Source organism: Streptomyces botrytidirepellens (assembly GCF_003721215.1).
GTDB lineage: Bacteria > Actinomycetota > Actinomycetes > Streptomycetales > Streptomycetaceae > Streptomyces > Streptomyces himastatinicus.
The window spans coordinates 1-12,230 of sequence record NZ_RIBZ01000783.1 but is presented as its reverse complement, the minus strand read 5'-3'; the positions used below and the strand labels follow the sequence as shown (position 1 = coordinate 12,230).

The 12,230-nt window shown below is 71.8% G+C and carries 11 protein-coding genes; 4 read left to right on the top strand and 7 right to left on the bottom strand.

Features of this window, described 5'->3' with window-relative positions; genetic code table 11:
- Positions 1-138: 138 nt before the first annotated feature.
- The 4 genes from EEJ42_RS39990 to EEJ42_RS39975 all read right to left on the bottom strand — a co-directional run bounded on the left by EEJ42_RS39990 (position 139) and on the right by EEJ42_RS39975 (position 3,849).
- Entirely contained in the window at positions 139-1,287 is a 1,149-nt protein-coding gene (locus tag EEJ42_RS39990; RefSeq protein ID WP_123107054.1) for a beta-ketoacyl-[acyl-carrier-protein] synthase family protein, read from the bottom strand.
- 4 nt (positions 1,288-1,291) lie between these two features.
- Entirely contained in the window at positions 1,292-2,527 is a 1,236-nt protein-coding gene (locus EEJ42_RS39985) for a beta-ketoacyl-[acyl-carrier-protein] synthase family protein (RefSeq protein WP_123107053.1), read from the bottom strand.
- A gap of 37 nt (positions 2,528-2,564) precedes the next feature.
- On the bottom strand, positions 2,565-2,816 hold the full coding sequence (locus EEJ42_RS39980; protein WP_009717613.1) for an acyl carrier protein: 252 nt from the start codon (positions 2,814-2,816) through the stop codon (positions 2,565-2,567).
- Positions 2,817-3,087: 271 nt separating this feature from the next.
- Positions 3,088-3,849, bottom strand: coding sequence for a helix-turn-helix transcriptional regulator (locus EEJ42_RS39975; protein ID WP_123107052.1), 762 nt, complete (start codon positions 3,847-3,849; stop codon positions 3,088-3,090).
- A gap of 362 nt (positions 3,850-4,211) precedes the next feature.
- Here EEJ42_RS39975 and EEJ42_RS39970 point away from each other — a divergent pair, with 362 nt between their 5' ends.
- The 4 genes from EEJ42_RS39970 to EEJ42_RS39955 all read left to right on the top strand — a co-directional run bounded on the left by EEJ42_RS39970 (position 4,212) and on the right by EEJ42_RS39955 (position 9,632).
- Complete coding sequence (locus EEJ42_RS39970) at positions 4,212-5,774, top strand: MFS transporter (protein WP_123107051.1); 1,563 nt, start codon at positions 4,212-4,214, stop codon at positions 5,772-5,774.
- A 92-nt stretch (positions 5,775-5,866) separates the two neighbouring features.
- Complete coding sequence (locus EEJ42_RS39965; protein ID WP_123107050.1) at positions 5,867-6,886, top strand: zinc-dependent alcohol dehydrogenase; 1,020 nt, start codon at positions 5,867-5,869, stop codon at positions 6,884-6,886.
- A gap of 692 nt (positions 6,887-7,578) precedes the next feature.
- The gene (locus tag EEJ42_RS39960; protein WP_123107049.1) at positions 7,579-8,355 is read left to right on the top strand and encodes an LLM class F420-dependent oxidoreductase; all 777 of its coding nucleotides are present in this window, start codon (positions 7,579-7,581) and stop codon (positions 8,353-8,355) included.
- Positions 8,352-9,632: an MFS transporter gene (locus EEJ42_RS39955; protein WP_246097663.1), complete on the top strand. Its 1,281-nt coding sequence runs from the start codon at positions 8,352-8,354 to the stop codon at positions 9,630-9,632. The genes EEJ42_RS39960 and EEJ42_RS39955 overlap by 4 nt, the downstream gene beginning before the upstream one ends.
- Here the strand turns inward: EEJ42_RS39955 and EEJ42_RS39950 are convergent.
- The 3 genes from EEJ42_RS39950 to EEJ42_RS39940 form a co-directional block, all read right to left on the bottom strand.
- The gene (locus EEJ42_RS39950; RefSeq protein WP_123107055.1) at positions 9,629-10,681 is read right to left on the bottom strand and encodes an ABC transporter substrate-binding protein; all 1,053 of its coding nucleotides are present in this window, start codon (positions 10,679-10,681) and stop codon (positions 9,629-9,631) included. The genes EEJ42_RS39955 and EEJ42_RS39950 overlap by 4 nt on opposite strands.
- A 54-nt stretch (positions 10,682-10,735) precedes the next feature.
- Positions 10,736-11,299 carry an ABC transporter permease gene (locus tag EEJ42_RS53445; RefSeq protein ID WP_246097664.1) on the bottom strand — a complete coding sequence of 188 codons (564 nt, stop codon included), beginning with the start codon at positions 11,297-11,299 and terminating at the stop codon, positions 10,736-10,738.
- A gap of 461 nt (positions 11,300-11,760) precedes the next feature.
- Positions 11,761-12,230 (bottom strand): helix-turn-helix transcriptional regulator (locus EEJ42_RS39940; RefSeq protein WP_425473034.1); only part of this gene is annotated, 470 nt, incomplete at its 5' end.

The window sequence follows — 12,230 nt, the reverse complement described above, 5'->3', positions numbered from 1 at the left end:
GCCCGGGGGCGTGCGCGCCGCGCAGCAGCGCGTCCGGGGTGTCCGCGCCGGGCAGGGCCAGCCCGACCCCGGAGACGACGACGGCGGTGCCGGGCGCGCGCGGCGCAGGGAGTGCGTGGAGTGCGTGGAGTGCGGTCATCAGGATGCCCTCTCCACTATGGCGACGGCGTTGACCCCGCCGAACCCGAACGCGTCGATCTGGGCGAACCGCAGCCCCTCCACATCGGCCGGATACGGTTCCCTGACGAACCGGAAATCCGCCGCCTCGGGCAGCGGATCGGTGAGGCCGAGGGTCGGCGGGACCCGGCCCGAGGTCAGCGACTTCAGCGCGACGATCAGGCTGACCAGGCCCGAACTGCCCGAGGTGTGGCCGGTCATGGACTTGATCGCGGTCATCAGCGGCGTCGTCACATCGGCGCCGAAGACCTCGGCTATGGCGGTCGCCTCCGCGCTGTCGTTGAGGTGCGTCCCCGTGCCGTGCAGCAGCACCAGGTCGATCTCGCCGGGGGTGACGCCCGCCCGCTGCTGGGCCTCGTGCACCGCCCGTACGATGCCCTGCGCGTCGGGCGCGGTGACATGGCGGGCGTCGCAGTTCATGCTGACGGCGCGCAGTCTGCCGAGCGCGCCGGAGCGCGCGCCGGACTCCTCCCGGCGCAGCACCACCGCGGCGGCGCCGTCGCCCATCAGCACGCCGCGGCGCTCCCGGTCGAACGGCCGGACCCGGTCGGGCGGTTCGGCGTTCACCCGGTCCAGCAGGCCGTACATGGACTCGGTGAGGGTGTCGACACCGGCCACGATCACGGTGTCCTCGGCGCCGGTGGTCAGCAGGTCGCTGCCGAGGGCGAGGGCGTACAGCGAGGCCGAGCACGCCCCCGCGAAGGTGTGGGTGTGCTCCGCGCCGAAACGTTCTCGCAGCGCGGTGCCGAAGTGCAGCCGCCCCCCGGTGTCGAACGCGGTGCCGTCGCGCCAGGCCAGCTCCGCCGAGCGCAGCTCGCGCAGCCCGGTGCCGACGAGGACGGGCACCCCGCTCAGGTCCTCGCCGAGCCCGGCCTGCCGCGCCGCCTCCCCGACGGCGCGCAGCAGCCAGGCGGTGGCCCGGCCGGGCACGTCGGCGCCGGGCCCCGGCCGGTCGTCGATCTCGTACGCGTGCCGCCCCCGGTAGCGGTCCGGGTCGAAGCCGCGCAGTTCACCGAGTCCGCTGGTGCCCGCGCACAGGGCCGAGAAGACCTCGTCGACGCCCTCGCCCACGCTCACCACGGCGCCCGCGCCGGTCACCAGCTGACTCATGTCCTTAATTCCAGTCCGTGCCGCGCTTGCCGAAGATCACGACGGCGTTGTTGCCCCCGAAGGCGAGCCCGTTGTTCTGTACAACCCTCAGCTCGGCGTCCACGGCCTCGTTCGGTACGACGTCGAGGCCGCACTCCGGGTCGGTCTCCACGTGGTTGATGGTCGGCGGGATGAACCCCTCGGTGAGGGCCAGCGCGCAGGCGATGGAGGCGAGCGCCCCGGCGGCGCCCATGGAGTGGCCGATCATCGACTTGATGGACACGGTGCGCGGCGGGGCGGCGTCGCCGAAGACCTGGCGGATGGCGCGGGCCTCGGTGATGTCGTTGGCCCGGGTGCCGGTGCCGTGCGCGGAGATGAAGTCGACCTCCTCCGGCTTGATCCGGGCGTCGTCCAGGGCGAGCCGCATGCAGCGGGCCACGCTGTCCTGGTTGGGGGCGACGGGGTGGTCCGCGTCGCAGTTGAGGCCGTAGCCGAGGACTTCGGCGTAGATGCGGGCGCCGCGGGCCAGCGCCGATTCCAGGCTCTCCAGGACGAGGACGCCCGCGCCCTCGCCGGTGAGGATGCCCTTGCGGTCCTTGTCGAAGGGCTGGCAGCGCTCGGGCGCTATGGTGCCCAGCCGGTAGAAGCCGGTGAACGTCTTGCGGCACAGCGCGTCGGCGCCGCCGCACAGGGCGACCTCCACGTCCCCGCCGCGGATCGCGTCGTAGCCGTAGCCGATGGCGTAGTTGCCTGCCGCGCACGCCGTGGGGAGGGTGACCGCCTCCGTCCGGCTCAAGCGGAACTCCTCGGCGATGACGGCCGAAAGCCGCCCGGCGGGCACCCGGCGGGCGACGGTGGGGTCCATCCGCTCGGGCCCCAGGTCGACTTCCGTCTCGACGAGCTGGTCCAGGTCGCCCGATTCCCCGTCGGTGGTGCCGATGGAGATCAGGGACGGGACGGCGCGCAGCGCGTCCTCCGCGATACCTGCGTCGGCCACCGCCATGCGGGCCGCCGCCACCGAGAACTGGCTCGCCCGGCCCAGGTTCCCGATGTCCAGATGGCGGATCCACCGCCCGGGTTCGAAGTCCGGGACCTCGCATGCCATCGCATGCTCGAAACCCTCGGTGTCGAACGCGGTGACCGGCCGTGCCGCGCTCTTCCCCGCGCGCAGTCCGGCGAGAAATTCCGCGGCGCCGATGCCGATGCCGGACACCGCCCCGAGACCGGTGACGACGACCCTGCGACCCGACTCACCACGCATATCGCCCTGCCTTCCGAGGAGTCCGCCGAGGGCCCCGTCACCAGCCGGCCGCGTCGGAAACAACCTCGTAGACGCCCTTGAGGTTCACCATCCGGCCCAGCTCGGACTGGTCGATGACCACGTTGAACGTTTTTTCGAGCGCCGCAAGTATTTCAATGGCACGCAGCGAATCCGCGTCATGCTCTTCTTTGAAGAGGCTGGTCTCCGTGACCTCGTCCGGGTCGATCTCAAGGATATCGGTGACGATTTCCTTGATGGTTTCCCGACGCTCTTCGACGATGGCGGCCATTACCGCGCACCTCCATTTTCGGCATGGGCAAAGCGACGACTGCCGATGACGCTATGCGGCGGTTCGGGGGGCGACAAGCCCCGAGTCCACTACCTGTCACACCGCCTGTGAACCCAACCGCACGACAACCACGGCTGTCATAAAGCTGCACTGCGCAGCCGGTTACCGGAACGTCAGGATGCCCAATCTGCAGCAAGCTGCCACGGTGATGCCCGCAGACCGCGCAAATCGTCCTGAACCCGACTACCCGACTACCCGTCACAGCATTCGACTAGTCGCGCTCCGCCTCCATGAGCCCCGCGCGCACGGCCCGCACCCCGGCCTGGAAGCGCGACTCCACGTTCAGGTCCCGCATGATGTCCGCCACGTAGCGCCGGTACGTACGCACCGAGAGCCCCAGCTTCCGGGCGGCCGCGTCGTCCTTGTAGCCCTCGGCCATCAGCGTCAGCACCTCGCGCAGCACCCGGCCGCGCGCCCCGCCCTCGAACGACAGCGGCCGCATCGGGCGCTGCGCGGTGTCCCACATCCCGCACAGCAGCCGGTGCAGCATCGCGGCCACCGTCGAGTTCTGGATCATCGAGGCGCGGGAGCCGCCGGGGTCGCCCGGGGAGCGCTCGGGTGCGATCACCGCCGCGCCGTCCACCACCACCAGCTCCTGCCGCGCGGAGCCGCACACCCGCACCTCCAGCCGCGGCACCGTGCCGACCGTGCGCTGCCACATCACCCCGCGGATCACCCGCGGCGGGCACAGCATCCGGATCCGCACGCCCTTGCCGGACAGCTGTGCGAGCGTCTGCGCGACCAACCGCGCATGGTCCTCGCAGGTCACCTCCGGCAGGCTCCAGATCACGTCACGCTGGGCACGCAGCACCAGCCGTGCCACCCATCCCGCCACGACCTCGCCGTCCACCGGCAGTTCCGCGGTCGCCGAGGCGAGCACGCCGCGGCGGTGGTGGGTCACGGCGGACTCGATCAGCCGTAACGCCTGGCCGAGGGCTTCCTCCAGGTTGTCCGACCTGGCTTCCGGCTCCATACGAACCGCTCTCCTTGTGCCCGTCGCGCCGTCAATACCGTCGATACCCTCGATAGGCGTACGGTCATTTGGTTGAATTCCAAAATGGCTCAAAGGACACCCCCCGTTCCCCGATCGAGGCACAGTAACGAGCCATCTGCCGAAACGGCAAGGAACATCATGGCTCAACGGGCCGTCAACGGGGTAAATATCATCGCCCTTCAGCGGAGGAAGACCCTCCAACGGGGTCAAGGGGCTGCGCCCCGCCTCGGCAGATTGGTAACTTCCTCTTTGAGCCAGCAAGCCTTGAGCCAGCAAGCCGTCCCTTGCCGTACGAGCGCGGACCCCCCACCCTTCAGTGGTCCCCGAAAGGCGCCGCCCCCATGGCTGCACAGAACACCGCGATCACCGACACGGCACCGGCGGGCGCCGCACAGTCGCCCACCGGCCGCCAATGGCTCGCTCTCGCGGTGCTGGTCTTCTCCCAACTCGCGGTGTGGCTCGACAACACGGTCCTCAACGTCGCGCTCAAGACACTGGCCGACCCGGACGAGGGGCTCGGCGCCAGCCCCAACCAGCTCCAGTGGAGCATCAGCTCCTACACGCTGGTCTTCGCGGTGCTCCTCTTCACCGGCGGGGTGCTCGCCGACCGCTACGGCCACCGCAATCTGCTGCTCACCGGCATGCTCGTCTTCGGCGGCGCCTCCGCCTGGGCCGGGTACGCGGGCTCGGCCACCGAACTCATCGTCGCCCGCGGGGCGATGGGCGTCGGCAGCGCCCTGATCATGCCCGCCACGCTCGCGCTGATCGCCCAGGTCTTCGACGAACGCCACCGCGCGACCGCCATCGCCATCTGGTCCGGCTCCAGCGGCATCGCGATCGCCACCGGGCCGATGCTCAGCGGGGCGCTGCTCGACCACTTCTGGTGGGGGTCGGTCTTCCTCGTCAACGTGCCGATCGTCGTGCTGTGCGTGGCCGGTTCGCTGGTGTTCCTGCCCGGCGCGGCCGCCAAGGTGCGGCAGAAGTTCGACCCGCTGGGCGTGGTGCTCTCCACCGTCGGCCTCTTCGCCATCGTCTGGGCCGTCATCGAGGGCGGCCACCGCAACGACTGGAACGATCCGGCCATTCTCGGCGCGTTCGCCGTCGGCGCGATCCTCGTCCTGGTGTTCGTCCTGGTCGAACTGCGGGTCGCCAACCCCAGCTTCGACGTCCGGCTCTTCCGCAACAGCCGGTTCACCGGCGCGAGCGTGGCCGTGATGCTGACCTTCTTCGGCCTCAACGGCTCGATGTACTACACGAGCTTCTATCTCCAGGGCGTCCACGGGCAGACCCCGCTGGAGTGCGGGCTGTCCATCGCCCCCGTCGCCATCGGCGTGCTGCTGGGCGCGCCCCTGTCGGCGAAGCTGGTACGGGCGTACGGGGTGCGCCGCGTCGTCACCGTCGCCATGCTCATCGCCACGACCGGCTTCTTCGCGTACGTCTTCCTCGACGAGCACAGCGGGCTGGGCCTGTTCTGGGTCTTCCTCATCCTCCAGGGGCTCGGCATGGGCGCCGCCGTCGCCCCCACCACCGAGGCCATCATGTCCGTCCTGCCCGCCGACCGCACCGGCGCCGGGTCCGCCGTCAACAACGCGATGCGGCAGATCGGCGGCGTCCTCGGGGTCGCCGTCCTCGGCTCCGTCCTCGCCGGTGTCTACCGCGGCGAGATCAGCCCCAAGCTGGACGGCCTGCCGCCGGGCGCGGCCGGTGCCGCCGAGGAGTCCCCCGAGGCCACCCGGCTCATCGCCGGTCGGCTGCGGATGCCGCGGCTGTCCGACTTCGCCGACCAGGGATTCGTGCACGCCATGCACGTCGCCGCCGTGGTCGGCGCCATCGCCGCGGCGGCCGGCGCGGTCATCATCTGGTGGACGTTCCGGCGGGCGACGTACGCCGAGGGCGCCCGCTGAGCCCGCTGACGGCCCGTGATCCTTTCCTTGCCTCCCCGGGGGTACGGGCATAGCCTCCCGGCACAACGTCCGTAATCCGGAGGGCTGTTCCCATGCGTACAGCGGTCATCACCGCGGCAGGCGAGGTCGAGTTAAGACGGATACCCGTGCCCGACGTCGGGGACTCGGAAGTCCTGGTGCGCATCGCGGCGTGCGGCATCTGCACCATGGAGGCCAACCTGTACGCCGGGCGCATGACCGTCTACCCGGCCGCCGCCGGACACGAGATCTCCGGCTGGGTCGAACGCGTCGGCGCCACCGCCGCCGGACTTGAGGACATGCCCGCCGTCGGCGCCCTCGTCACCCTCGACGGCCTCCCCCGCTGCGGCGCCTGCCGCGCCTGCCGCCGCGGCCAGTCCGCCATCTGCGTCGCCCTCCAGGGCCGGGTGCGCGAGGCGGACGGCGCGATCGCCATGGGCGCCGGGCTCGCCGACCACATCGTGCTCCCCGCCTCCCGCGTCTGGTCGGTCGGCGACACCGACCCGGCGGTCGCCGCCATGGGCGAACCGCTCGCCTGCGTCGTCCACTCCCTGCGCCGCGGCGGCTTCCGCGCCGGGGACCGGGTGACCGTCATCGGCGCCGGGTACATGGGCCATCTCCACCTGGCCGTGGCCCGCGAGCTGGGGGCGCGCGGGGTCGCGGTCGTGGAGCGCGACGAGGAACGCCGCACGGCGGTCGCGGCGGCGGGCGCCGACGCTGCCGTACGCCCCGACGACGTCGCCCGACTCCCCGCCGCTGACGTCGTGTTCGTCACCATCGCCAGCGCCGAGTGCATCGCCGCCGCGCTCGCCGCCGTGGCCGACGGCGGAACGATCGTCCTCTTCGGCGGCGCCCCCGACGGCCCGCCCGCCGAGCTCCCCGGGTACGAGGTGCACCGCCGCCAGCTCACGGTGACGGGCTCCTTCAGCCACGAACCGTCCGACTGGCGCACAGCCGCCGAACTCCTCCGCGCCGGCTCCCTGGCCCCCCGCCTGGAGGGCCTGGTGACGGCGCGGTACGGCCTGGACGAGGTGGAGAAGGCCCTGAAGCAGGCCTCGGAGACCCCGGTCTACCGAGTGGTCGTCACCCCGTAGCCCCGGCGGCCGGTGGGCCACGAACGCCCCGTTCCGGCGGCACGGGACATACGCCCCACCCACCCGGCACCGGGCCCGTCACCCGTACCCACCCGCCGGGAGCGACCTCACCCCCGACAAACGGGGCACCCGCCACCGGCACCGGAAACACGTCCCCGCCACCTGACACGCAACCCCGCTACGCGGCACCGAACACGCGACCCCGCCCCGGAGGAGCGGACCGTCGCCCGTACCCACCGACAGGAGCGGCCCCCGCCCGGCGAACCCGGGGCACGCCCCTCCCCCGCCAACAGCAAGCGCGCGGAGCCAGGGGCAGCGCCCCACCACCCGACACCAGACATACAGCCGACCCCGCAGCACCTGGCACACGCCCCCACCACCCGACACGCAGCACCGCCCCGGATAGGCGGGCCGTCCCCTAGCAACCCCGTAGGGGCGGCCCCCCACCCCGCAACAGCAGGCACACGCACCCGGCACCCGACGCCGAGCAGGCGTCACCGCCCCGGCGAGGGCGGATCGCCGCCCCCACCACGCAGCACCGGCCGCACGCCCCCGCCGCCCGGCACCGGGCACGCGGCACCGCCCCGGAGGGGCGGGGGCGCCCGTGCCTCACGCGGCAAGGGCGGGGTCCAGGGGCGTTGCCCCTGGGTCGGGAAGGGGCGGGGTGGGGAACAACAACCGAAAGGACCACCTTGCGCATCGGCGTCCAGCTCCACCCCCAGCACACCGGCATCCAGGAACTCCGCGCCGCCTGGCGGCAGGCCGACGCCCTCGGCGTCGACTCGTTGTGGACCTGGGACCACTTCCTCCCGCACACCGGCGACCCGGGCGGCACCCACTACGAGTGCTGGTCGCTGCTGTCCGCGATGGCGGTCGAGACCCGGCACGCCACCATCGGCCCCCTCGTCACCTGCACCGCCTTCCGCAATCCGCACCTGCTGGCCGACATGGCCCGCACCGTGGACCAGCTCAGCGGCGGGCGGCTGGTGCTGGGGCTGGGGGCGGGGTGGTTCGAGGCCGAGCACACCGAGTACGGCATACCGTTCCCCGGTCCGGCCGGGCGCATGGACGCGTTCGCCGCCTCGGTCGCGGCCGTCAAGGAGCGGCTGGCCAAGCTCAACCCCGGCCCGGCGGGACCCCTTCCGCTGCTCATCGGGGGCGCGGGCAGACGCCGCACCTTGGAGCTGGTGGCCCGCGAGGCGGACTGGTGGAACTGGTACGGCTGGGCCGCCACCGACCCGGTCGCCGAGTTCCGCGAGCTGAACCGGGCTCTGGACGAGTGGTGCGAGCGGGTCGGCCGCGACCCCGGGCAGGTGGCCCGTACGGTCATGGTCAACCCGGACCAACTGCCGCTGGCCGAGGGGTTCGCAGAGGCCGGTGCGGTGCACCTCGTGCTGTCGCTGCCCGCCCCGTACGACCTGGGGGCGGTCGAGAGCCTGCTCGCGCTGCGCGCCGCGCTCACCCCATGAAACGGGAACCCCTGGGGCACCGCTTCACCCTGCTCATGGGCGCCCTGCTGGTCTCCACCCTCGGCAACGGCCTGTGCTTCCCGTTCACGGCGATCTACATCAGCGGGCTGCTGGACCTCGGCGCCAGGGCCGCGGGCGGGTACTTCATCGCGATGGCCGTGGCCAGCTTCGCCGCGGCCCTCGTGGGCGGCCCGCTGGCCGACCGGCGCGGGCCGCACCGGGTGGGGGTACTGGGCGGGGCGGCGCTCGCCGCCGGGTACGGGCTGCTGGCCCCGGCCGACACCACCTCCCTGGTGCTCGCCTCGGGGGCGTGCGTGGGCGTGGGCTTCGGGCTGTTCTACGCGTCGATCGTGGGCGTCGTGGACGCGGCCGTTCCGGAGAGCGGCCGCCGTACCGCGTTCTCCGTCCGGCACATCGTCAACAACGTCGGCATCGGGGTGGGTTCGGTGGCCGCGGGGCTCGCGCTCCAGGGCGCGCACACCCCGACCGGCACGCTCCGCTGGCTGTACCTGGCCAACGCGCTGGCCGCGCTCCCCCTGATCGCGGCGATCTGGTACGTACGCCCCCGCACCACGGGGCAGGCCACCCCGGCGCAAGCCCCGGCCGCCGACGGGACCACGTACCGCACGCTCCTCCACGCCCGCCCCATGGCGCTGCTGATCGTCGCCCAGGCCCTCTTCGCCATCGTCGGCTTCACTCAGATCGAGGCCACGGTGCCGCTGCTCCTGCACGACGACATGGCCGTCACCCTGGGCTGGGTGAGCGCTGTCGTGGCGGCCAACTCCTTCGCCCTGGTCGCCCTCCAACCACTCCTGAGCCGCTGGCTGGAGCGGCTGCCGGAGACCGTGAGCCTGGCCGCCGGGCCGGTGCTGTGGGTGGCGGCGTTCGGCTGCGGGCTCGGCGCGGCGCTGGCCGGGGACGGGGCCGCGCCGGTCCTCCGCTACGGGCTGCTGCTGGCGTTCGCGGTGGTCTTCGCGGCGGGCGAGTTGACGTACTCCTCGGCGTTCTATCCGCTGCTGCTGCGCTGGTCCGGCGAGGCGGCCGTGGGGCGGGCGAGCGCGCTGGCCTCCCTCGCCTGGAACCTGGGCACGGCGACCGGGCCGCCGATCGGGCTGTTCGTGGTCGCCCACCTCTCGGCGACGGGCAGCTGGACCGCGCTCGCGGCCGGTGCCGGGGCCGCCTTCGCGGTGGCCGCCGCACTGCACCGGCGCGCGGCGGCCGTCCCTCCCGCGATCGACCAGGGTGGCCAGGGTGACCGGAGCGACCGGAGCGGCTAGGACTTCGGCAGATAGCCGTTGTCGTACGCGTCCTCAGGGGTGACCGTCTTCTCCAACAGCCCCTGGTCGTACATGAAATCGGCCATCCGGGTCCAGGTCTGCGGATCGTTGACGCCGACCTCGCCCTGGTCCGTCTTCATCATCGGCATCGTGGCCTTGAGGACCGCCATCGCGTTCTTCTTCTGCTTTTCGCCGCGCAGCCCCGGTACGTATTTCTCGCTGAGCTTGATGGTGTCGTGCGGGTTGTCCATCGCGTAGCGCAGCCCGCGCAGCGACGCCGCGACGAACTTCTTCATGTCGTCGCCGCGCTTCTCCAGCACGTCTTTCTTGGCGCCCAGACCGACCCCGACCAGCGGATCACCCTTGTCGCCGGAGTCGAGCGTAATCGCCCGGACCTCCTTGCCGGCCTCCTCGAAGGAAATGGCGTCGTTGTTGAGATAGCCCATCACGCCCTCGACCTTGTTTCCGGTCAGGGCCGCCTGCTGGGTGAATCCGATGTTCTGGATCTTGGCCTGCTTCGGGGAAAGTCCGCCCTCCTTGAGAAGGGCGAGCAGACCGAAATACGTCTCGCCGAAGGGACCGGGTGTACCGATCTTCCGGCCCTTGAGGTCGGCCGGTTTCCTGATGTCGGAGTCCTTGGGCACGATCAGGCCCACGGGGTATTTCTGGTAGAAGGTCGCGATGTCCACGACGGGCAGATTCTTGGCGGCGCGTGCCTGGAGCATCTCGTCGCCGCCCGCGTAGACGACGTCCTCCTTGCCCGACGTCAGGGCCCCGAAGAGGTCCTCGGACGCGCCGTGATGACGTAGCGTCACCTTCAGCCCGGCGTCCTTGTAGTAGCCCTTCTCGGCGGCCACGTAGAAGGGCGAGAACTGGATGTTCGGGGTGTAGGTCAGCCCTACGGTGATGCTCTTGCCGCCCTTGCCCCCCGCGTCCTTCGGCTCCTCGGCGCATGAGGTCAGGGTGGCCGCGGCCACCACCGACACGAGAGCCGCCCCCAGAACCCGCTGTCTGAGGGCACCCCTCATGGTCGTCTGCACAGAACGCACGTACTTCTCCTCGAGAATCGACTCGTGAATCGGATGCGACCGGCCGCTCACCGGTCAGTCACGCTGTGCGAGCCGCTCGACCAGCCGGACCACGCCGTACAGACCGGCGGCGAGCAGGGCGAGCATGACGAGTGTGGAGAACAGGCCGATGGTGTCGGCCGCCTGGCGCTGCACCGACAGCAGCTGCCCCAGGCCGTCGCCGCCCATGACGAACTCCCCGACGACCGCGCCGGTGATGGAGAGCGTGAGCCCGTTGCGCACCCCGGCGAGGATGCTGGGCAGGGCGAGCGGAAGCTCGATGTACCAGAACATGCCCCACCACCCCACGCCGTCCACGCGGGCGGCGCCCAGCACCTCGGGGTCCAGGGCGCGCAGCCCCAGCACGGTGTTGACGAGGATGGGGAAGAAGACGAGGAGCGCGCACAGCACCGCGATCGGCAGCAGTCCGTAGCCGAGCCACAGCGCCAGCAGCGGGGCCAGCGACACCGCGGGCACGGCCTGCGACGCGGCGATGTACGGCTGGAGCGCGGCGGCCGCCAGGTCGCTGCGGGCGATGAGATAGCCGAGCGGCAGCGCCACTCCGATTCCCATACCGCTTCCGGCCAGCGCTTCTCGCACGGTCTCCCAGGTGTAGTCGACAAGGGAATCGTGCAATACCTGGTCGATGAAATACCGGGCCAAGTCCACCGGCCCCGGAAGGTAGAACTCCGCCACCGCTCCGGTACGGGTCACAATGTCCCAGACGAGAAGCAGTGCCAGCCCGAATACGAGCGGCGGAAGCACTCCCCGGAACATGGCCCCCGTGCGACGCCCGCCGCCGCTCTCGCGGGTCTTTCGCACCCGCGGCGGCCGGGGGGAATGCGGCTCACGCCGCGGCATCACCGCTTCCGGCTCACCGCGCGCTACCGCCGTGGCCGCCGTACCGCTCCCGTACCCCTCACCCATCCCCAAATCCCCTTGCATTACCGGCGGTTGCCAGATCGCGGCACGCCCGCGTGCAACCTATCCCCAGCGCACACCGGTTCACAATGTCGATGGGAAAACGAAACAATTCCGAGGCCGGACTTCCCGCCATGTCCTCAGCGGTCCCCGAGAATGCCCAGCTCGGAGGCGCGCGCCCCGGCCTGGAAGCGTGAGTTGGCGTCCAGCAGCTCCAGGATCCCGGTGACATAGCGGCGGTACGTACGCACGGAAATCGCCAGGTCGCGGGCGGCCGCCTCGTCGGTGACCCCGTCCCGCAGCCGCGCCAGCACCCGCCGCACCATCTCCGTACGGGCGCGGTTGCCGAAGTCGAGCGGGCGCGGGGCGGGGGTGGCGCCCGCCCAGATGGAGCGGAACATGCCGTACAGCGAGCCGACCACCACCTGGTCCTCGATGACCGAGGTGTGCCGCCCGTCCGCCGACTCCGTGCACACCAATGCGGTCCGGCCGTCGGCGATCACCGCCGTGGGCAGGGGCACCGGGGCGATCCGGACCTGTGCGGGGCGGGGCGCCGGCGCGGGCTCGTCCGCCGCCTCGGGCGCGGGCGAGGCCGCGGGGTCGGGCCCGG

What these genes read in the sequence shown, in the direction of transcription:
- EEJ42_RS39990 (WP_123107054.1), bottom strand. Translation starts at nt 1,287, where the DNA reads ATGAGTCAGCTGGTGACCGGCGCGGGCGCCGTGGTGAGCGTGGGCGAG.
- EEJ42_RS39985 (WP_123107053.1), bottom strand. Translation starts at nt 2,527, where the DNA reads ATGCGTGGTGAGTCGGGTCGCAGGGTCGTCGTCACCGGTCTCGGGGCG.
- EEJ42_RS39980 (WP_009717613.1), bottom strand. Translation starts at nt 2,816, where the DNA reads ATGGCCGCCATCGTCGAAGAGCGTCGGGAAACCATCAAGGAAATCGTC.
- EEJ42_RS39975 (WP_123107052.1), bottom strand. Translation starts at nt 3,849, where the DNA reads ATGGAGCCGGAAGCCAGGTCGGACAACCTGGAGGAAGCCCTCGGCCAG.
- EEJ42_RS39970 (WP_123107051.1), top strand. Translation starts at nt 4,212, where the DNA reads ATGGCTGCACAGAACACCGCGATCACCGACACGGCACCGGCGGGCGCC.
- EEJ42_RS39965 (WP_123107050.1), top strand. Translation starts at nt 5,867, where the DNA reads ATGCGTACAGCGGTCATCACCGCGGCAGGCGAGGTCGAGTTAAGACGG.
- EEJ42_RS39955 (WP_246097663.1), top strand. Translation starts at nt 8,352, where the DNA reads ATGAAACGGGAACCCCTGGGGCACCGCTTCACCCTGCTCATGGGCGCC.